The sequence below is a fragment of the Streptomyces sp. P3 genome (genome assembly GCF_003032475.1).
GTDB lineage: Bacteria > Actinomycetota > Actinomycetes > Streptomycetales > Streptomycetaceae > Streptomyces.
In genome coordinates, this window is record NZ_CP028369.1 from 9130585 (window position 1) to 9150151 (window position 19567).

General features: G+C 73.1%; 17 protein-coding genes and 1 pseudogene. 14 read left to right on the top strand and 4 right to left on the bottom strand.

The window, feature by feature from the left end:
- Nucleotides 1-137 precede the first annotated feature (137 nt).
- Nucleotides 138-1805 (bottom strand): glutamate--tRNA ligase, encoded by a 1668-nt coding sequence (locus C6376_RS40715; protein WP_107448206.1) that lies wholly within the window; start codon nucleotides 1803-1805, stop codon nucleotides 138-140.
- A gap of 212 nt (nucleotides 1806-2017) precedes the next feature.
- Here C6376_RS40715 and C6376_RS40720 point away from each other — a divergent pair, with 212 nt between their 5' ends.
- From C6376_RS40720 to hemL, 12 genes are all read left to right on the top strand, one after another.
- Nucleotides 2018-3223, top strand: a complete 1206-nt coding sequence (locus C6376_RS40720) for an MFS transporter (protein ID WP_107448208.1) — start codon at nucleotides 2018-2020, stop codon at nucleotides 3221-3223.
- Entirely contained in the window at nucleotides 3207-4124 is a 918-nt protein-coding gene (locus C6376_RS40725; RefSeq protein ID WP_107448211.1) for a TIGR03619 family F420-dependent LLM class oxidoreductase, read from the top strand. The genes C6376_RS40720 and C6376_RS40725 overlap by 17 nt, the downstream gene beginning before the upstream one ends.
- 19 nt (nucleotides 4125-4143) lie before the next feature.
- Entirely contained in the window at nucleotides 4144-5106 is a 963-nt protein-coding gene (locus tag C6376_RS40730) for a LysR family transcriptional regulator (protein ID WP_107449462.1), read from the top strand.
- A 194-nt stretch (nucleotides 5107-5300) separates the two neighbouring features.
- Nucleotides 5301-6266 (top strand): DMT family transporter, encoded by a 966-nt coding sequence (locus tag C6376_RS40735; protein ID WP_107448212.1) that lies wholly within the window; start codon nucleotides 5301-5303, stop codon nucleotides 6264-6266.
- 253 nt (nucleotides 6267-6519) lie between these two features.
- On the top strand, nucleotides 6520-7059 hold the full coding sequence (locus C6376_RS40740) for a LuxR C-terminal-related transcriptional regulator (RefSeq protein WP_107448214.1): 540 nt from the start codon (nucleotides 6520-6522) through the stop codon (nucleotides 7057-7059).
- Nucleotides 7060-7200: 141 nt separating this feature from the next.
- Nucleotides 7201-7947 carry an arylmalonate decarboxylase gene (locus tag C6376_RS40745; protein WP_107448216.1) on the top strand — a complete coding sequence of 249 codons (747 nt, stop codon included), beginning with the start codon at nucleotides 7201-7203 and terminating at the stop codon, nucleotides 7945-7947.
- Complete coding sequence (locus tag C6376_RS40750) at nucleotides 7944-9146, top strand: NAD(P)/FAD-dependent oxidoreductase (RefSeq protein ID WP_107448217.1); 1203 nt, start codon at nucleotides 7944-7946, stop codon at nucleotides 9144-9146. Before C6376_RS40745 ends, C6376_RS40750 begins: the two co-directional genes overlap by 4 nt.
- An 81-nt stretch (nucleotides 9147-9227) precedes the next feature.
- The gene (locus tag C6376_RS40755; protein ID WP_107448219.1) at nucleotides 9228-10037 is read left to right on the top strand and encodes an aspartate/glutamate racemase family protein; all 810 of its coding nucleotides are present in this window, start codon (nucleotides 9228-9230) and stop codon (nucleotides 10035-10037) included.
- Between the two features lie 5 nt (nucleotides 10038-10042).
- Entirely contained in the window at nucleotides 10043-11062 is a 1020-nt protein-coding gene (hemB, locus tag C6376_RS40760; RefSeq protein WP_107448220.1) for a porphobilinogen synthase, read from the top strand.
- Between the two features lie 70 nt (nucleotides 11063-11132).
- The gene (hemA, locus tag C6376_RS40765; protein WP_107448222.1) at nucleotides 11133-12458 is read left to right on the top strand and encodes a glutamyl-tRNA reductase; all 1326 of its coding nucleotides are present in this window, start codon (nucleotides 11133-11135) and stop codon (nucleotides 12456-12458) included.
- Nucleotides 12455-14506, top strand: a complete 2052-nt coding sequence (locus C6376_RS40770) for an acetate--CoA ligase family protein (RefSeq protein ID WP_107448224.1) — start codon at nucleotides 12455-12457, stop codon at nucleotides 14504-14506. Before hemA ends, C6376_RS40770 begins: the two co-directional genes overlap by 4 nt.
- 155 nt (nucleotides 14507-14661) lie before the next feature.
- Nucleotides 14662-16002, top strand: coding sequence for a glutamate-1-semialdehyde 2,1-aminomutase (gene hemL, locus C6376_RS40775; RefSeq protein ID WP_107448226.1), 1341 nt, complete (start codon nucleotides 14662-14664; stop codon nucleotides 16000-16002).
- 120 nt (nucleotides 16003-16122) lie between these two features.
- Here the strand turns inward: hemL and C6376_RS40780 are convergent, their stop codons facing one another.
- Nucleotides 16123-16542, bottom strand: a complete 420-nt coding sequence (locus tag C6376_RS40780; protein WP_069770963.1) for an organic hydroperoxide resistance protein — start codon at nucleotides 16540-16542, stop codon at nucleotides 16123-16125.
- A 146-nt stretch (nucleotides 16543-16688) separates the two neighbouring features.
- Here C6376_RS40780 and C6376_RS40785 point away from each other — a divergent pair, with 146 nt between their 5' ends.
- Nucleotides 16689-17765, top strand: a complete 1077-nt coding sequence (locus C6376_RS40785) for a CaiB/BaiF CoA-transferase family protein (protein ID WP_107448228.1) — start codon at nucleotides 16689-16691, stop codon at nucleotides 17763-17765.
- A gap of 250 nt (nucleotides 17766-18015) precedes the next feature.
- On the opposite strand, the gene C6376_RS44625 is transcribed toward C6376_RS40785, so the two are convergent.
- Both C6376_RS44625 and C6376_RS46655 read right to left on the bottom strand, forming a co-directional pair.
- Entirely contained in the window at nucleotides 18016-18207 is a 192-nt protein-coding gene (locus C6376_RS44625) for a hypothetical protein (protein WP_173985548.1), read from the bottom strand.
- Between the two features lie 377 nt (nucleotides 18208-18584).
- Nucleotides 18585-18695, bottom strand: a pseudogene (locus C6376_RS46655) (transposase); the annotation flags it as partial.
- 121 nt (nucleotides 18696-18816) lie between these two features.
- Here C6376_RS46655 and C6376_RS40795 point away from each other — a divergent pair.
- Nucleotides 18817-19350 carry a LacI family DNA-binding transcriptional regulator gene (locus C6376_RS40795; protein WP_107448230.1) on the top strand — a complete coding sequence of 178 codons (534 nt, stop codon included), beginning with the start codon at nucleotides 18817-18819 and terminating at the stop codon, nucleotides 19348-19350.
- The last annotated feature ends 217 nt before the right edge of the window (nucleotides 19351-19567 follow it).

Genomic DNA, 19567 nt, shown 5'->3' on the forward strand with positions numbered 1-19567 from the left:
CGTGCCGCCGGCCGTCGTTCCTTCCCGCGTCCTGCCGCCGGTCGCCGTGTCACCCGGGTTCCGCCGCCGGCCGCCGGCCCTTCCCGCGTCCTGCCGCCGGACGCCGTCTCACCCGCCTTCTTCCGGCGGAAGCCGTCTCAGCACCGGCCGGCCGGCGTCCCGGTGGCGAGCGGCCTGAGCCGGCGCAGCACTTCTTCCTCCCCGAGCGACTGGGCCACCTGGAACAGGTCCGGGCTGCGGCGGCTGCCCGTGAGGCACACCCGCAGAACGTTGGCCACGTCCCGGATCGAGCCCCGGTAGGCGCCGGGATCGGCCCGGTGGGCGCGCACGTCCGGGGCGAAGCCGTGCCGCTCGGCCACCGCGCGCAGCACGGCGAACCAGTCCTGCGCGGGACCCGCGTGCCGGTAGGACGCCGTCAGGTCCGCGGCGAGGGCGGACACCGCCGGGCCGGGCAGGCCCCCGAACCGGCCGTCGTCGGGCTGGTCCACCATCTCGTGCAGCTCGGGGAAGCAGAAGCCGTAGGCGGCCGTGAACTCCTGCCAGCACGCGAGGTCCTTGCGGGGCGTGCCGTTGCCGCGCCGCGCCATCTCGAACGCGGCCAGCGCGAGATCCGGGTGCTTGCGCAGGACGGCGAGCAACTCGGGCGCGTACCCGGCCGCCCAGTCGCCGAGCTGCGCGAGGGCCTCCTCGGGCTCCAGCGAGGCGATGTACTCGCGGCTCAGGGAGCGCAGCTTGAGCAGGTCCACCATCGGGCCGGCGGCCCCCATCTCGGCCAGCCGCAGGGGCTCGGCGAGCGCCGGGCCGGTCGGCAGCCCGGCGACACGGCTGTTGGCCAGCCCGCGCAGATAGTGGCCGACCGCCGCCGCCGGATAGCCGGCCGCCTCGTAGAACCCGGCCGCCGACTCGGGGTCCTTGCGCTTGCTCAGCTTGCGCCGACTGGAGCCGTCCAGCTTCATCAACGGCGCGACGTGGGCGTACTCCGGCGTGCGGAAACCGAGCGCGCGGTGCAGCTGGTGGTGCAGCGGCAGCGACGAGATCCACTCCTCGCCGCGCACCACGAGGTTCACCCGCATCAGATGGTCGTCCACCACGTGGGCCAGGTGGTAGGTGGGCAACCGGCGGCCCTCGGCGTCCGCGGACTTCAGCACCACCACGTCGTTGCCGTTGTCCAGCATCGTCAGCGCCCCGCGCACCAGGTCGCGGAAGCGCACCCGGCCCGGCAGGCCGGCGGGGCAGCGCAGCCGGACGGTGTACGGCTCGCCGGCCGCGATCCGCTGCCCGGCCTCCCGCACGGACAGCGAACGGCAGCGGGCCCACTTGCCGTAGTAGCCGAGCGGGGAGCGTGACCGCCGCTGTTCCCCGGCGTTCTCCTCCAGGCGTTCGGGGGAGCAGAAGCACGGGTAGGCCCGCTGCTCGCGAATCAGCTCCCGCACGTACGACAGGTAGATGTCCGCGCGGTCGGACTGCCGGTAGGGGCCCCAGCGGCCCTCCTGTTCACCTTCGTCCGGTTCCAGACCGAAGTAGCGGAAGGTCCGGGCGAACTCCTGCGCGGCGCCCGCCACTTCACGGTCCTTGTCGGTGTCCTCGATCCGCACCAGGTACACGCCGCCGGAACGCCGGGCGAGATCCCGGGCCAGTGTCGCCACGTACAGGCCGCCCAGGTGCATCGAGCCGGTGGGGCTGGGCGCGAACCGGGTCACTCGGGCGCCGGGCGGCAGCTCCCGCGGCGTGTAGCGCTCTTCCCAGTGAGCGGGCGCGAACAGGTCGGCGGGGAACCAGGAGTCGATGATGGCACGGTCCTGCATGGCTCATCCCTTCCGTCACGTCGATTCGGTACGGCGGCCGGCTGGGCCACTGCCCCGTCGGGACGTCGACGTTAGGCCGCCGTGGCCGGGCCGGAGCCGTCCGGCGGCGCGGGGGGTGTGGGAACCCGAACCCCCGGTCCGTCCGAACGCCCCTTCCCGCCGGTCCCGGGTGAGGCTTGACCCATGCGGACGCCGACGAGGGAGGAGACACTGTGCTGCGCGTGCTGCTGCTCGGGCTGGGAGCGCTGGCGGTGGGGACCGACGCCTATGTGACGGCGGGACTGCTGCCCGCGGTCGGCAGGGACCTGCACGAGCCGGCCTCCGTGACGGGCCAGCTGGTGACGGTCTTCATGCTCTGCTACGCGCTGCTCGCCCCGCTCGTGGGCGCGGCCCTCGCGCGATGGGGCATCCGGCAGGTTCTCGTCGCGGCGCTCTGCCTGTTCTGCCTGGCCAACGCCGCCTCCGCCCTGGCGCCCTCGCTGGCCGCGCTGATGGTGGCGCGCGGCCTGGCCGGGGTGGCCGCGGGCGTGTTCATGCCGGTGGCGGCGACCGCGGCCGCCGCGCTCGCCGGTCCCGAGCGGCGGGGCCGGGCGCTCGCGGTGGTGCTCGGCGGGCTGAGCTCGGGCACCGTGCTCGGGGTGCCGGGCGGGCTGTTCCTGGCCCAGCACGCGGGCTGGCGGGCCGCGCTGTGGCTGGTCACCGCGATCGGCGTGGTGTCGCTTGCGGGTGCGGCGCTGCTGCTGCCGGCGGTGTCCGGCGCCGCGATGCCCGGACTGCGCGAGCGCGGCGCCCAGCTGACGGACCGGCGGGTCGGGGTGGCGGTGCTGACGACGTTCCTGCAGACCGTGGCCAGCCTGGGCCTGTACACCTACCTGGTGCCGGTGCTCGACGCGTCCGGTGTCACCGCGCACCAGACGGCGCTGTGGCTGTGGGGTGCCGGAGGGGTCGCGGGAAGCTTCCTGGCCGGGCCGCTGCTGGACCGCACCGGCCGGTCCGGCGCCCAGGTGGCGGTGCTGCTCGCCGCACTGGCCCTGTGCCTGGCCCCGCTCGGGCTGCTGAGCGGCGCGGCCGTACTGCCGCTGCTGGTGCTGTGGGGCGCGGCCGGCTGGGCGTTCGTGGTGCCGCAGCAGCACCGCCTGCTGGGTCTGCGGCCCTCGGGTGGCGCGGCCGTTCTCGCGCTGAACAGCTCCGCCACCTATCTCGGCGGCTCGGCCGGCGCGGCGCTCGGCGGGGCCGTGCTGTCGGCCGGGATCGCGCCGGGCCGGCTGCCGCCGCTCGCCGCGGCCGTGGCCGCCGCGGCCTGCGGGCTGCACCTCCTCGGCCGCCGGTTCCTGCCCAGCGTGCCCCACCCAGCCCCGGACGGACGTCCGCGTCCGGGGTCCCAGCGAAACGGAGACTCCCATGAAGTTCGGCGCTAACCTGCCCAACTACGGTCCGGCCACCACTGCGGGGACCATGCTGGACTGGGCCCGGCGGCTGGAGGAGATGGGCTACCACCAGCTGATGGTGTCCGATCACGTGGCGCCCACGCCCGAGGTGGAGCACCTGTTCCCCGCCCCGTTCTACGACCCGTTCACCGTGCTCGCCTGGCTCGCGGGCGTCACGAGCCGCGTGCGCATCGGGACGACGGTGACCATCCTGCCGTACCGCCACCCTTTGCTGGTGGCCCGTCAGGTGGCGAACATCGACCAGCTCAGCGGGGGCCGGTTCGTGTTCGGGGCCGCCGCGGGCTGGGCGGCGGGCGAGTTCGCCGCCCTCGGGGTGCCGTACGCCCGCCGGGGGGCTCGCAGCGACGAGTACCTGCGGGTGATGAAGGCGTTCTGGACGCGGGACGTCGTCGCGTACGACGGGGAGTTCGTCAGGTTCGGTCCCGTGCACACCGGGCCCCGCCCGGTGCAGCCCTCGGGGCCGCCGGTGTGGATCGGCGGGCACAGCGCGGGCGCCCTGCGCAGGGCCGCCCGTTACGGCGACGCCTGGCACCCGACCTCCGTGACCGCCGACTGGCTGGTGCACGTCGGCCTGCCCGCGCTGCGCGACACCGCCAAGCGACTGAACCTGGCGGTGCCCGCGCTCGCGCCGCGGATCAAGCTGCGGCTGACCGGCCGGCCGCTGCCCGCCGGGCGGGTGCTCGGGGAGGGCAGCCTGGAGCAGATCCACGACGACCTCGTCCTGCTCGACCGGCTGGGCGCCGACACGGTCGTCCTCGACCCCACCTTCCCCGGCCAGCGGCGGGACGCCGACCGCGACGCCGCCGACCTCGCCGCGTTCGAGCGGCTGGCGAAGGAGGTGATCGACCTGGAACACGGACGCCTGCGCTGACGTTGCGCCAGGCATGGGCATGGACAAGGGTGCTGCGACGGCCAAGCCGTACGGCAGCGAACTCGATCTGCGCAAGCTGCGGGTTCTGGTGGAGCTGGACCGGCGGGGCACGGTCAGCGCGGTGGCGGCCGCGCTGCATCTGACTCCGTCGGCCGTCTCCCAGCAACTCGCCGGTCTGGCGAAGGAGTTGGGGGTACCGCTGACCGAGCCCGTGGGGCGCCGGCTGCGGCTCACGGGCGCGGCGAAGGTGGTGCTGCGGCACGCCGAGGAGATCTTCGAGAGCATCGACCGGCTGCACCGCGCTCTGGCCGAGCACAGCGGGGGTGAACGCGGCGAGGTGTCGGTGTCGGGGTTCGGCACCACGCTCTCGCCGCTCATCCTGCCGGCCGCCGGCATCCTCAAGCGGCGCCTGCCCGAGCTGCGCACGACGCTGGCGGAGGTCGATCCGCCCGTCAGCTTCGAGCTGCTGGAGCTCGGCCGCACGGACGTGGTCATCGCCGTCGAGTCGCCGGCGGCGCCCGCCCTCGACTCCCGCTTCGACAAGCGGCCCCTGATGACGGAGGTGTTCGACGTGGCGCTGCCCGAGGAGCATCCGCTGGCACAGGCGCCCTCGCTGACCCTGGGGGAGCTGGCCGACGAGGCGTGGATCTTCGCCACGGTCGGCATGTGCCAGGAGATCCCTCTCGCGGCCTGCGCGGCCGCCGGCTTCACCCCGCAGGCCACCCATGTCATCGGCGACTGGGACGCCACCTTCGCCGCCGTCCGGCAGGGTCTGGGCATCTGTCTGGTGCCCCGGCTGGCCCGCCGGTCCTCGCAGCCCGGCGTCACGGTGCGGCGGTTCGACGACGCGCCCTGGCGGCGGGTGTTCGCCGCGGTGCGGCCCGGCAGTGGGGGCGTGCCCCAGATCGAGGCGGTCCTGGAGGCCCTGAGCGAGGCGGCGCAGGCGGCGGAGTCGGAGCTGAAAGGGGCGCCCGGGCCGTGATTTCATAGGGTGAAGGCCGCATTTGACCGAAGGATCGAATGTTTCAGTCTGCCTTCATGTTCATCGGAAAGATTACTTGCTGGACCCCGGGCGGCGGCACGGGCGACGCTCTTGGTGCGGGTCGGCGGACGAGTTCCGCCCCCGCCTCCTCCCCCTTGTCGCCCCCTGTCGTCCGCTGAATGTGAGGGTCCGCCATGAAATCCGGCGCGCTGCTGCGACTGTCCGGCCTGAGCCTGCTGTGGGGTTCGGTCTTCCTCTGGATCAAGATCTCCGGGTACGGGTTCTCGCCCGTGGAGATGGTCTTCGTGCGGCTCGTCCTCGGGGCCGCCGTCCTGATGGCCATCGGCCTGTCCCGGGGGCAGCGCCCGCCCCGCGACCGCACACTCCTGGGACACATGGCCGTGGCCGCGCTGCTCGGCAACGCCATCCCCTGGCTGCTGTTCGCCCAGGGCGAGGTGACCGGCTCCAGCAACGTCGCCGGCATCATCAGCGGCACCGGCCCGGTCTGGACGCTCGGCGCGGCCGTGCTGCTCGGCTCCGAGAAGCGGCTGGGCGCCGCCCGCATCCTGGGCATGGCCGTCGGTCTGCTCGGCGTGGTCCTGGTCGCCGCTCCCTGGAGCCCCGGCACCCACGCCTCCACCAGCAGCGTCATCTGCTTCGTCCTCGGCGCCGTCAGCTTCGGCAGCAGCTTCGCCTACGTCGGCCGCTTCCTCGCCGGCCGCGGCATCCCCGTCTTCATGCTGGCGGGCGGGCAGTTGACCATCGCCGCCGTGCTCACCCTGTTCGCCGTGCCCTTCATCGGCCTGGAGCCCGTCGAGTGGCGCACCGACTCCGTGATCGCGCTGATCATCCTCGGCGTGGTGTGCACCGGCTTCGCCGTCCTGCTCAACACGGTCATCATCACCAAGGACGGCCCCGCGGCCGCGGCCACCGTCATTTACCTGATGACTGTCGTGTCCGTCGTCCTGGGCGCCGTCTTCCTCGGCGAGTCCCTCGGCTGGAGCGTCCTGCTCGGCACCGCCGCCGTGCTCGTCGCGATCGCGCTGCTGCGCCGCAAGCCCGTGGACAAGCCCGCGCCGCAGGCCGCGGCCACCCCCGCCGGCGCCACCCCCGCCGCCGCCCCCGCACCGGCGAAGGGTCTGACCGCCGGCGCCCAGTGAGGCCCGCGGACCTCACCGCACGCACCACCCCTGGACGGGACCCGGCGGGCCGGTGACACCACCGGCCCGCCGGGTCCCGTCGGCCGTGACCGCGCCGGAAGCCCGCCCGCCCCGGCCCCTCCGCCTCACCTCCGCTTCGCCCCCTGCTTCGCCCCTCCGCTTCACCCTTCCTCGTCCACCGCCGACCGGAACGGGACCGCCACCACCCGGACCGCCACCGGCGACCGCGCCGCGCCCACGCTGAGGTGACCCCATGCCGTACGTCGTCGAACGCACCTTCCACCCCGCCGAATCCCGCCTGCAGCAGGCCTGGCCCGACCACGTCGCGCACCTGCGCGCACTGTCCGGCCGCGGCATCCTCGTCGGCGGCGGCCTCGCCGGCACGGGAAACGGGGACATCCTGGTCATCGCCGTGTCCGACGAGGTCTCCCTGCACCGGATCCTGCGCGCCGACCCCCTCGTCCGGCAGGGACTGATCGCCCGGACCACGATCCGCTCCTGGAACGTCGAGTACGGCCACAGCGCGCTCACCGGACGCGAGCCCGAGGACCCCGCCGCCGCCCCCGACGTGGTCCTCACCCCGCACGAGTCGCGCATCGCCCGCATGGTGCTCTCCGGCATGACCAACCAGCGGATCGCCGAACGGCTGAACGTGTCCTGCCGGGCCGTGGAACAGCACCTCACCCGCATGTACCGCAAACTGTCGATCAGCCGCCGCGCCCAGCTCGCCGCCGCCCTGGGCGCCACCGTCCCCCACTTCGGAATTCCGCAGCAGGAACGCCTCACTGCGTGATTCCGTAGTGCCGCGCGCCGCCCTCCCCACCTAGCGTTCCAGGCGTCGGGAAAAGCCCGCGACCGGACGTCCCGGCACGGAAGAAGCCGTCCCGGGAAAGTCCCGAAAAGCCTCGGAAAAACGCCTCGGAAAAGGGGAAAGATGTCCTTGCAATCTGCGGAACGCCTCGGGGTCGTCGTTCCTTCCGGCAACGCCGCCGCCGAACCGGAGATCGGCAGCCTCGTCCGGCCCGCGATGAACGTGCACACCTCCCGCTTCCCGGTCCTGCCCGGGCGGACCCTGCGCGAACGGCTGGACACCTACAACGAGGGCCTCGACGAGGTCGTCGCCGGATTCGGCGGTCTGCGACTCGGCGCGGTCGTCGTGGCGTGCAGCGGCTCGCACTACCTGCTCGGCCCCGACGGCGACCGGGCCCTGTGCGAGAAGCTCGCGGACGCGGGCGGCAGGCCCGTCGCCTCCTCCACCCTCGCCACCCTGGACACCTGCGCCGACCTCGGCGTCCAGGACATCGTCCTCGTCTCGCCGTACGCGCCCTGGCTGACCGACCTGTCCCGCACCTTCTGGGAGCAGGCCGGCCTCACCGTCTCGCGCGTCGTCCCGATCCGGGCCGGCGACCGCTTCTCCCCCTACGACGTCTCCACCGACGACCTCGTCCGCCAGGTCGCCGAGGCCGGCCTCGGCGACGACGAGGCCCTGCTGCTCACCGGCACCGGGATGTTCACGTTCGACGCCCTGCGACAGATCGGCGAAGGCAACGACCGCGTCCTGCTCACCTCCAACATCTGCTCGGCCCGCTGGGCGCTGAAGCAGACGGGCCTGCCGGCCGACCCCGCGGAGGAGACGGGCCTGCTGCGCCGGCTCGCCGCCCGCACAGGCGGGACGGCATGAGCGTGCGCCGCCGCCCGGTGGTCGTCGTCGGCGCCGGACCGGTCGGGCTCACCACGGCCCTGGTCCTGGCCCGGGGCGGCGTGCCGGTCACCGTCCTGGAATCCTCCCGGGACCTGTCCACGGCCTCCCGCGCCTCCACCTTCCACCCCTCCACCCTGGACCTGCTCGACGAACTGGGCGTCGCGGCCCCCCTGCGCGCCGCGGGCCGGGAGGTGCACGAGATCCAGTGGCGCGACCTCGGGCAGCGGGTCCTGCACCGCATCGGCTACGACGCCCTGAACGGCCGCACCGCCCACCCCTACCGGGTGCACGCCGAACAGTCACGGCTCACCCCGCTGCTGCTGTCTGCGCTCGAGGAGCACCCGCACGCGGAAGTGTGCTTCACCAGCACCGTCTTCGACGTGCGGCCCCGCACGGACGCCGTACGGCTGTGGCTGCACGGGCCCACCGGACTGCGCACGCCGCTGGACGCCGACTACGTGGTGGCCGCCGACGGCAGCCGCAGCACCGTCCGCGCCGCCCTCCAACTGCCCTCCCGCGCCACCGAATACCCCTCGTACGCCCTGCGCGTGGTGACGCACACGGCCCTCGACGGGCTGCTGCCGGACCTCGCGCCCCTGGCCTACGTCCGGGACAGCCGGCAGTCCTTCAGCATCCTGGGCATGCCCGACCACTGGCGGCTCATCTTCCGCATGCCGGCGGACGTGCCGCGCCGTCAGGTCGTCGAGCGGGCGGAGGTGAACGCCCTGCTGCGCCGGGCCCTGCCCTCCTGCGCCGCCGACGTCCAGATCGCCGACGCGCACACCTACCGGCTCGCCTCCTTCGTCCTGCCCGACTACCGGGCGGGCCGGGTGCTGTTCGCCGGGGACGCCGCGCACCTCACCTCCACCGCAGGCGGCATGAACATGAACTGCGGACTGCACGACGCCGTCGCCTGGGGACGGGCGCTGACCCGGCTGCACCGCGGCGCGGCCGGCGAACGCATCCTCGCCTCGGTCGCCGCCGAACGGCGCGAGGCGGTGACGGACAAGGTGATCCCGCGCAGCGAGGCCCGCACGGCCGGCCTGGACGACCCGGCCCGTCTGCGCGGCGCCCTGGAGAGCGTCGGCCGCATCGCCGCCGACCCGCAGCGCACCACCGACTACCTGCTCAAGGCCTCGCTCCTGGACTGCGCCCCCCGGCCGCAGCTCACCCACTGACCCACCGACCTGCCCCTCTTCCTCACCCCGCCCATCCCGTGTCTCCCCCTGCCTGTTTTCAGCCGAGAGGACGGAAGCGCCATGCGCATCTGGTTCCACAAACACACCGTGGAAGGACGGCTGCCACTGCTCGACCAGTGGTATCGCGAGCATCTGGACGCGATCGCCGCCCCCGGCACCGTCATCGACATCAAGACGCTGCCGGCCGACACCTACCCCGACAACACCCCCTTCGGCCTGGTCGGCCACCACGCCGCCCAGGTCCTGTTCAGCGAACACTTCGCGCACTCGGCCCTCCAGGCCGAACGCGCCGGCTACGACGCCTGGATCACGGCGGCGGGCCAGGACCCCGGCCTGCGCGACGCCCGCCACCTGGCCGCCGTACCCACGCTGGGCTACGGCGAGACGGCGTTCTTCCTGTCGGCCCTCACCGGACACCGCTTCGGCCTGCTCGGCTTCATGCCGCCGCTGGAGGAGCCCATCCGGGCCAACGTCTCCCGGTACGGCCTGGAGCGGTCCATGGCCGCCTACGAGGTCGTGCCGGGCGGCTGGGACGGCGTCCACCGCGCCCTCGACGGCGACTGCGACCAGTTCCTCACCGCGTACACCGAGGCCGCCGCCCGCGCCCGCAAGGCCGGCGCCGAGATCATCATCCCCGCCGAGGGCATCCCCAACGAGATCTTCTGGCACCTCGGCGTCCGCGACCTGCACGGCATGCCCGTGATCGACCCGGCCGGCCTCGCCGTGAAGTTCGCCGAACTCACCGTGACCCTGCGCGACCTGCGCATCTTCTCCCGTTCCGACGCCGGCTACTGGTTCCACCGCCCACCCGCCGAGATCTCCCAGCACCTCGAGAAGGTCTTCCTCGGCTCGATCCTCCAAGGAGCGTGATCCGCATGACCATCCAGTCGACCATCGGCCCCGCCCCCGTCAGCACGCCCGCAGGCGCCCCGCTGCACCGCCCCCGCCGGCTGCGCCGCACCCCCCACCTGCGCCGTCTCACCGCCGAGACACAGGTCCACGCGAGCAACCTGATCCAGCCCCTGTTCCTGCGCGAGGGACTGACCGCCCCCCGGGAGATCCCCTCCATGCCGGGCGTCTTCCAGCACACCCGCGACACCCTGCGCAAGGCGGCCGTCGAGGCCGTCAGCGCCGGCGTGGGCGGAGTGATGCTGTTCGGCATCCCGCAGGACAAGGACGAGCGCGGCAGCGGCGCCGTCGACCCCGACGGCATCCTCCAGGTCGCACTGCGCGACGTGGTCGCCGAGGTCGGCGACGCCACCGTCGTCATCGGCGACATCAACCTCGACGAGTACACCACCCACGGCCACACCGGCGTCCTGGGCCCCGACGGAGACGTCGACAACGACGCCAGCGTCGAGCTGTACGGTCAGGCGGCCGTCGTGCAGGCCGACGCCGGCGCCCACATCGTCGCCCCCAGCGGCATGATGGACGGTCAGGTCGGACACATCCGGGCGGCCCTCGACGCGGCCGGCCACCACAACGTGGCCATCCTCGGCTACTCGGCCAAGTACGCCTCCCACTTCTACGGCCCCTTCCGCGACGCCGTCGAGTCCTCCCTCCAGGGCAACCGCCGCACCTACCAGCAGAACCCCGGCAACATCCGCGAGTCCCTGCGCGAGGTCGCCCTCGACCTGGCCGAGGGCGCCGACATGGTCATGGTCAAGCCCGCCCTGGCCTACCTCGACATCGTCCGGCTGATCGCCGACCACGTCGACGTGCCCGTCTCCGCCTACCAGGTCTCCGGCGAGTACTCGATGATCGAAGCCGCCGCCGCCCGGGGCTGGCTGGAGCGCGACGGCTCCATCGTGGAGAGCCTCACCTCCATCCACCGGGCCGGAGCCTCCCAGATCATCACGTACTGGGCCACCGAGTTCGCGCCCCGCCTGGGCTGACCCGCCCCCGCCACGCCCGGCCCCCCGGGCCGGGCGCCCGCCCCACGTCATCCATCGAGGTGTAAGGAACGTGCGACGAACGACACCGGACGACAACCGGTTCCTCGCGGTGGGCATCAGCCACGCCACCGCCCCCCTTGACCTGCTCGAACAGCTCTACGAGAGCCCCAAGCCGCTCGACGACCTGGCCCAGCGCATCGCGGACGCCGACGGCCTGTCCGCCTCACTGATCCTGTCCACCTGCAACCGGCTCGAGGTCTACGTCGAGACCGCCTCCGACACCGATCCGGTGCCCGGCCTCGAGGCGCTCATCGCCGACCACACCGGCGTCGACGCCCAGGAACTGGCCCCCTACCAGTACGTGCGCCACGACGACGACGCCCTGCGCCACCTGTTCCAGGTCGCCTCCGGCCTCGACTCGGTCGTGCTCGGCGAGGACCAGATCCTCGGCCAGGTCAAGGAGGCCCTCGAGCGCGCCCAGCGCGTCGGCGCCACCAGCAAGACCCTCAACCAGGCCGTCCAGGCCGCGCTGCGCACCGGCAAGCGGGCCCGCAACGAGACCGGCCTGAACGAGGCCGGCCGCTCCCTGGCCACCGCGGGCCTTGCGTTCTTCGAACGCCTGGTCGGATCGCTCGACGGGAAGACCGCCCTGGTCATCGGCGCCGGCTCGTTCGGCGGGGTCGTCCTCGCCGCGCTGCGCCGCTCCGGCCTGAGCCGGGTGCACATGGCCAACCGCACCCCGGAGAAGGCCCAGCGCCTCGCCGAGACCGCCGACGGCCGCGGCTACCCGCTGCAGGACATACCCCGCCTGCTGACCGAGGTCGACGTGGTCGTCAGCTGCACGGCCGCCACCGAACCCCTCCTGCGCGCCCACCAGGTCGCCGACGCCATGGGCCCGCGCGGCGGACGCGACCTGTACCTGCTCGACCTCTCCCTGCCGCGCAACATCGAACCCGAAGCCGGCCAGGTCCCCGCAGCCACCCTCGTCGACCTCCAGCGCATCGCCGAGGAAGGCGGCGACGACGAACTGTCCGTGGCCAGCGTCGAGAGCGCGCACAGAATCGTCGACACCGAGGTCGAGGCCCTGAAGGCCGCCCGCCGCGCCGCCCGGGCCACCCCCGCCCTCTCCGCACTGCGCGCCACCGCCGCCGAGGCCACCGAAGCCGAACTCACCCGGCTCGGCAAGCGGCTGGAAGCCATGGACGGCGAAACCCTCCAGGAGGTCTCCCGCACCGTCCGGCGCATCGTCGACAAGGTGCTCCACCAGCCCACCGTCCGCGCCCGCGAACTGGCCGGACGCTCCGACGGCGACGTCTACGTCGACGCCCTGCACGTCCTGTTCGCCCCGCACCCCGCACCCGCCGCCCCCGCGTCCGCCCAGGAGGTCATGGCATGAGCGCGATCTCAGCCCTGTGGAACGCCGACTCGATCGCCGTCATCGGCGCCACGGAACGCCCCGGGGCGCTGGGCCGCAAGCCGATGGACTTCCTGCTGCGCCACGGCTACAAGGGCCGCATCCTGCCGATCAACCCGAAGGGCGGGAGCATCCTCGGCGTCCCCGCGTACGCCTCGCTCAAGGAGGCGCCCGGCCCGATAGACCTGGCGCTGATCATGGTGGGCGCGGACCGCGTCGCCGGCGCCGTCGACGACTGCGTCGAAGCGGACATACCCCTCGCCATCATCGCCTCCTCCGGCTTCGCGGAAACCGGGGCCGACGGAGCCGCCCTCCAGGACGACATCGTCGCCCGGGCCCGCGCGGGCGGACTGCGCCTGATCGGACCGAACTGCATCGGCGCCGTCAGCTTCAACAACCGTGTCCTGGCCACCTTCAGCCCCCTGTTCGGCGCCGAGAGCGTCCCCTTCGAACCCGGCACCCTCGGGTTCGTCAGCCAGAGCGGCGCCCTGGGCTTCGGCGCGGCGAGCCTCGCCCTCCAGCGCGGACTGCGCCCCGGCTGGGTGGTGAGCACCGGCAACGACGCCGACGTCACCGCGCTGGAGGTGCTGCGCGAACTGGCCCAGGAACCCGAGTGCCAGGGACTGCTCGGCTACCTGGAGGACGTGCCCGACCTGGACACCCTGCGCGCCCTGAGCGCCTCCGGCAAACCGGTGGCACTGCTGAAGTCCGGGCGCACCGAAGCCGGCGGCCGCGCCGCCGCCTCCCACACCGGCGCCCTCACCACCGACGACCGCGTGCTCGACGCGGCGCTGCGCCGGCTGGGCATCGCCCGGGTCGACGACATCGACGAACTCCTCGACGCCGCCGCCGCGTTCGAGGTCCCCCTGCGCCCGAAGGGCCCGCGCGTCGCCGTGGTCACCACCTCCGGCGGATCGGGCATCCTCGCCGCCGACGCCATCGAGGACTCCGGTCTCGAGCTGAGCCGGCTGTCACCGCAGAGCATCGCGGCGCTCACCGAGATCGTGCCGCCGTTCGGCGCGGTGGAGAACCCCGTCGACATCACCGCGACCGTGCTCAGCGACCCCACCCTGTTCGACCGGTCGCTGGACGTGCTGCTCGCGGACGACTCGGTCGACATCATCATCGCCTGCTTCTGCGTCATGGCCGGACCCGACGTGCAGAAGGCGGTCACCGCCCTGTCCAAGGCGGCCCGCAAGGGCGGCAAGCCGATCCTGGTGGCCCGCACCGGCGCCGACTTCCTCGCGCCGGACGCCCCCGCCATGCTCCGCGACGCCCGACTGCCGGACTACCCGACGCCGGCCCGCGCGCTGAAGGCCGCCGCCGCACTGTGGCAGGTCAGCCGACCCCGCCCGGACACCCACCGCGAGGCGCTCACGGCGCCGCTCCCCGCGCCCGCGCCACAGGCCACCGAGCCGCAGCTGAAACAGCTGCTCGCCGCCGCCGGGATCACCGTGCCGAAGGGGCGCGGCGCCCGCGACGCCGACGACGCGGCCACGCTGGTGCGGGAGCTGGGCGGCCGCGCGGTACTGAAGGCCGTCGTACCCGGACTGCTGCACAAGTCGGAGGCGGGCGGCGTCCGGGTGGGCGTCACCGAACAGGAGGCGCCGGCCGCCTTCGCCGACCTGGCCGCGCTCGGCGGCGAGGTACTCGTCGAGGAACTGGCCCCGGACGGGGTCGAGGCGCTGGTCGGCGTCAGCACCAGCCCGCTGGGAACCGTCCTGACCGTGGGGCTCGGCGGCATCTTCACCGAAGTCCTCGACGACGTCGCACACCGCGTGCTGCCGCTCGCCGACGGCGAGGCCGAGCGCATGATCTCCGAACTGCGCGGCGCCGCCCTGCTGCGCGGGGCCCGCGGCACGGCGGAGCTCGACACCGCGGCACTGGCCGACCTGCTGTACCGGCTGTCCGACGCGATCCGCGACTGGCCCGGCGAGTTCGAACTGGACCTCAACCCGGTGCGGGTGCTGCCGCACGGCGCGATCGTCCTGGACGCCGCGTTCAGCACCGGCACCACCCCGGCCCACTGACGGGCGGCCTCCCGGCCGCCCCTCAGCGGACGGCCTCCTGGTCGCCCCTGCCGGGCGGGCCCCTGGCCCTCCCCCCGCCACCGGCCCCGCCCGGCCCCCCACCCCCGCCCCGCTCTCCCCGCTTCTCTTCTTCCGACTGCGAAAGGCACCGACCGATGTCCTCAACCCCTGCACCCGCCGCCCTCGACGGCTCTGCCGGCGCCGCCTCGGCCTCGCTGTTCGAACGGGCCGCGACGGTCATCCCCGGCGGCGTCAACTCCCCCGTGCGGGCATTCGGTTCCGTCGGCGGCACCCCCGTCTTCATGGCCTCCGCGCAGGGCCCGTACCTCTACGACGTCGAAGGCCGGGAGTACGTCGACCTGATCTGCTCCTGGGGCCCGATGATCCTCGGCCACCGGCACCCGGCGGTCCTCGACGCGGTCGGCGCCGCACTCGCCGCGGGCACCTCGTTCGGCACCGCGACCGAGGGGGAGATCGCCCTCGCCGAGGAGATCGTCGACCGCGTCGCCCCCGTGGAGAAGGTCCGGCTGGTCACCTCCGGCACCGAGGCCACCATGTCCGCGATCCGCCTGGCCCGCGGCTTCACCGGCCGATCCAAGATCGTCAAGTTCGCGGGGTGCTACCACGGCCACGTCGACGCGCTGCTGGCCGCCGCCGGATCCGGCCTGGCCACCTTCGCCCTGCCCGACACCCCGGGCGTCACCGGCGCCCAGGCCGCCGACACCCTCGTCCTGCCGTACAACGACCTGGCCGCGGTCGAGCGAGTCTTCGCCGAGCACGGTTCGGAGATCGCCTGCGTGATCACCGAGGCCGCGCCGGGCAACATGGGCGCCGTCCCGCCGCTGCCCGGCTTCAACGCCGGCCTGAAGGACCTGTGCCGGCGCCACGGCGCCCTGTTCATCTCCGACGAGGTCATGACCGGCTTCCGCGCCGGCCGCGCCGGCTGGTACGACCGGGACGGCGTGGCGGCGGACCTGTTCACCTACGGCAAGGTGATGGGCGGCGGCTTCCCCGCCGCGGCCTTCGGAGGCCGGGCCGACGTCATGGCCCACCTCGCCCCGGCCGGCCCCGTCTACCAGGCAGGCACGCTCGCGGGCAACCCGGTGGCCACCGCCGCCGGCCTGGCGACCCTGCGCCACTGCACCGAGGCGGTCTACGAGCGCCTGGACGCCGTGTCCGCCACGATCGGGACCGAAGTGTCCGCGGCGCTCTCCGCCGAGGGCGTCGACCACGTGCTGCAGTACTCCGGGACGATGTTCTCGGTGTTCTTCTCGCAGCGGCCGGTCCGCGACTACGACGACGTCAGGGCGAGCGAGGCCTTCCGCTACCGGGCCTTCTTCCACGCGATGCTGCGCCAGGGCGTCTACCTGCCGCCGTCGCCGTTCGAAGCGTGGTTCGTGTCGGCCTCGCACGACGACCGGGCCGTGGACCGCATCGTGTCGGCCCTTCCGCAGGCCGCCAGGGCCGCCGCGGCCGCCGTACCCCCGGCGGCGTGAGCCGCTCCGCACACGCGGACGCCGCCGGAGCCGGACCCCGTCCGGCTCCGGCGGCACACACCGAGAGCGTCCCGTCGAACGCGTCCGACACCCTCGAACGCGCCACAGGGGAACCGGCCTTCAGCCGGCCAGCTCGATCCCCACGCGGATGTTGCCCCGCACAGCCCGCGAGTACGGGCAGCGGGCATGAGCCCGGTCCACCAACTCCCGCGCCGTCTGCGCGGCCACTCCCGGCATCCGCACCGTCAGATCGGCGCTGATCCCATAACCGGAGACGTTCCGCTCGAGGTGCACCCGGGCCGTGACGGCCGGCTCCTCGTCGAGCGGCACCCGCGCCTCACGTGCGGACAGCCGCAGCGCGCTGTGGAAGCAGGCCGCGTACCCGGCGGCGAACAGCTGCTCCGGATTGGTCCGCTCCCCGGAGCCGCCCACCTCCTTGGGCGCGTCCAGCCCCAGTTCCAGCACGCCGTCCGAGGAGCTGACCCGGCCCTTGCGGCCGTCTCCCGACGAAGTGACCTCAGCCGTGTAGAGAACCGTCACGATTCCTGCCCTTTCTCATCCGGGAAAGCAAGAAGAAAAACACTCGCAAGATAGGGAGGAAATCAGAGGAGAAACAATACGGAATCCCGAAGCGCAAATCGTCAATTGATCCGTGAATACTGATCCTAGAAGTCACTGGAAAGGAGATGAGCCTCGTGGGGCCACTCAATGGTGTACGTGTGGTCGAGCTGGCGAGCGGCGCACCCTGCGCCTTCGCCGCCACGCTCCTCGCAGACCTGGGCGCCGACGTCGTCCGCATCGACCGCCCGGGCGCCGGCACATTCGGGCCCGCCGACCCCCTCGGCCGCTCCCGCCGCTCGGTCACGGCCGACCTGAAGAACCCGGACGACATACGCCGGGTGCGCGCCCTGGTGGACCGCGCCGACGTGCTGCTCGAAGGCCTGCGCCCGGGGGCATGCGAGCGTCTGGGCCTGGGCCCGGAGACCTTCGACGACTCCAACCCCCGGCTCGTCTACGCCAGGGTGTCCGGCTGGGGCCAGAGCGGACCCTGGGCACAGCGCTCCGGTCACGACATCAGCTTCCTCGCCCTGGCCGGAGTGCTCGACACCGACGCGGACGCCGCCGGCAACCCGTCGCCCCCCTCGACCTACCTGTCCACCTTCGCGGGCGGCGGCCTGCTCCAGGTCCTCGGTGTCCTGGCGGCGCTGCACGAGCGCTCGCGCAGCGGGCGCGGCCAGGTGGTCGACGCGGCCATGGCCGACGGAGCGGCCCTGCTGGAGGTGATGGTCCGCCAGTGGCGGGAGAACCCGGGCAACGTCACGGTGACCGACGCGCCGTTCTACACCACGTACGCATGCCAGGACGGCGGGCACGTGGCGGTCGGCGCGATCGAGCAGCGGTTCTACGACGCCCTGTGCGCACAGCTCGACCTGGACGCGGCCGCCCTGCCCGACCGCGACGACCAGGCGAACTGGCCGGCCCTGCGCGACCGGTTCGCCGAAGCGTTCCGGACCCGCCCCCGGGACCACTGGGCCAAGGTGTTCGCCGACCGGGACGCCTGTGTGGTGCCCGTCCTCACCCCCGAGGAAGCCGCGGAGCACCCCGCCCTGCGCGAGCGCGCGACGTTCACCGAGGTCGCCGGCCGCCCCCAGCCGTCCCCCGCCCCCCGCTTCTCCCGCACGCGGCCCCCCGCCCCCCGCCCGGCACCCACCCCGGGCGCCGACACCGACGCCGTACCGAAGGACTGGAACACACCGGCCTGACCCCGCCCGCAAACCAGACCCCACCGGCCCGCCCGCGACCGGCCGCCGACGACGGCACGACCGGCACCGACACCCTCGTGGAACACGGGCCGGTCATGCCGTTCATCGGAGGGGAGTGGGACGGAGTCGTGATGCCGGCCGTCCAGGAGCCCCCTGGCGTTCTTGTCGGTTCACTCGATGGCGGTGCCGTCAGCCGCGGGCGGCCCGCCTGATCCTGCGAGGTGGGTGATGCAGCCGGCGGGGTGGCCGGCTACGGGCGGGTAGCGAGGGCGACGGCCTCAGCGATGGCCGCGGCCAGCGGTTCGGGGGCCTCCACCGGAAGGAAGAACACCGAGCCCGGGATCGTCACCAGACGGGCGTTCGGGCAGGCTTGCAGGGTGCTGCGCTCGGCGTCGGTGAGCCCGCCGTCGCCTTTCTCGGCGTGGATGGTCCAGGTCGGCACGCCGGCCCGGCACAGCCGGACGGCCCGCTGCTCGTCCTGGCGCAGCCCCGCCGCATACTGCCTGCCCGCAGAACCCGGCTGACGACGGGAGGGGGCGTGCGTCTGTGGCGCTGCAGTCCTTGGCGGTTTGGACCGGTAGGCCTGAGACCAAATCGGCCGGCTCCCTCCTCTTTCGCCATGAGCGCAGCAGATGGCCGGACTGACGACGTGCGTGTGGAGGCCTGCACAATCCGGGCTGCGTTCTGTCGTCTGCGGCCGGTTGACGGGAAGGCTCCTGCGGGAGGGGGTCTGTACGGTGAGTTCGCTACACAGACCCACACCCAGCTGTGGAGCGTTCCCGGGTTGATGCCGAGCTCCTCGGCAACCTCCCCGACCGGCTTCCCGGTCTCGACCACGATGCGCACGGCGCCCTCACGGAACTCAGCGTCGTACGGCGGTTTCTTCTTGGACCCATGAACCCCAACTTCCCCTGCAATCGCGGGCTCCACGCTACGAGGGGATAGTCACTCTTGACGTCCCTCCTTCGAGTGCGTAGATATGTCTGCGCAGTCATGACAGCGCGGTCATAGGAGACCGGCGGTGCCGACTGCCGGAGATCAGGAGACACCCATGGCACGACTGGCAAGTCGCAGCGCAGGTACCGCACCTCGTAGCTTCGACGTGACGCGCGTGGCGGGTGTCTCGCAGAAGACGGTGTCCCGGGTCATGAACGGGAAGGAGCACGTCTTCGGTGAGGTGCGCCGACGCGTTCTCGGAGGCGCTGAAGGGCGCGGGTACCGGCTGAACCATGCTGACCGGACTCAGGCCTCCGGACGGACCTGGTCCGTCGGAGTGGTGAGACTCAGAACTGGTCTGTACAGCCCAGCCGCGCAGCTGACGAGAGTCGAAGGTGCCCTCCGCGAGGTCGGCTACGCACTCTTCGGTCTGAACACGACGGAGGGTGACGCCGCGGGCATCGCCAGCGCTGACGGCTCGCTCCTTGATCAGGGCGTGGACGGCATCGTCATCTCCGAGCCGACAGACGAGAAGGGCGGCCAGGACGCCTGGCGCAGTTCCCGTTGCCGGGCCGGCGGCAGGTTGATCGCCTCAGGAGGGTGCTTGCAGCGGGGCGGACAGGATGAAGAGACAAGGGTCAGGCTGTGACGAGGGCACTGGTTCGCGGATATAGATCACCGCGAGCCGCTGCAGGTGACGGTCATCGATCTTGTGTCCGGGGGCCACGTTGCCCCTGGCTGTGCGGGGTCGGGGCTGGCGGCACGCCTTGTGCGACTACCCGGATGAGTAGCTCCTGACTTGAGAAAACGGCCCGTGAGCTACTCGGTTGGGTGGTGACGGCCGCCGCATTCGCGATGAATCTTGA

What these genes read in the sequence shown, in the direction of transcription:
- C6376_RS40785 (WP_107448228.1), top strand. Translation starts at nt 16,689, where the DNA reads ATGAGCCTCGTGGGGCCACTCAATGGTGTACGTGTGGTCGAGCTGGCG.
- C6376_RS40725 (WP_107448211.1), top strand. Translation starts at nt 3,207, where the DNA reads ATGAAGTTCGGCGCTAACCTGCCCAACTACGGTCCGGCCACCACTGCG.
- C6376_RS40750 (WP_107448217.1), top strand. Translation starts at nt 7,944, where the DNA reads ATGAGCGTGCGCCGCCGCCCGGTGGTCGTCGTCGGCGCCGGACCGGTC.
- C6376_RS40795 (WP_107448230.1), top strand. Translation starts at nt 18,817, where the DNA reads ATGGCACGACTGGCAAGTCGCAGCGCAGGTACCGCACCTCGTAGCTTC.
- C6376_RS40740 (WP_107448214.1), top strand. Translation starts at nt 6,520, where the DNA reads ATGCCGTACGTCGTCGAACGCACCTTCCACCCCGCCGAATCCCGCCTG.
- hemL (WP_107448226.1), top strand. Translation starts at nt 14,662, where the DNA reads ATGTCCTCAACCCCTGCACCCGCCGCCCTCGACGGCTCTGCCGGCGCC.
- C6376_RS40735 (WP_107448212.1), top strand. Translation starts at nt 5,301, where the DNA reads ATGAAATCCGGCGCGCTGCTGCGACTGTCCGGCCTGAGCCTGCTGTGG.
- C6376_RS40745 (WP_107448216.1), top strand. Translation starts at nt 7,201, where the DNA reads ATGTCCTTGCAATCTGCGGAACGCCTCGGGGTCGTCGTTCCTTCCGGC.
- C6376_RS40770 (WP_107448224.1), top strand. Translation starts at nt 12,455, where the DNA reads ATGAGCGCGATCTCAGCCCTGTGGAACGCCGACTCGATCGCCGTCATC.
- C6376_RS40755 (WP_107448219.1), top strand. Translation starts at nt 9,228, where the DNA reads ATGCGCATCTGGTTCCACAAACACACCGTGGAAGGACGGCTGCCACTG.
- hemB (WP_107448220.1), top strand. Translation starts at nt 10,043, where the DNA reads ATGACCATCCAGTCGACCATCGGCCCCGCCCCCGTCAGCACGCCCGCA.
- C6376_RS40730 (WP_107449462.1), top strand. Translation starts at nt 4,144, where the DNA reads ATGGACAAGGGTGCTGCGACGGCCAAGCCGTACGGCAGCGAACTCGAT.
- C6376_RS40715 (WP_107448206.1), bottom strand. Translation starts at nt 1,805, where the DNA reads ATGCAGGACCGTGCCATCATCGACTCCTGGTTCCCCGCCGACCTGTTC.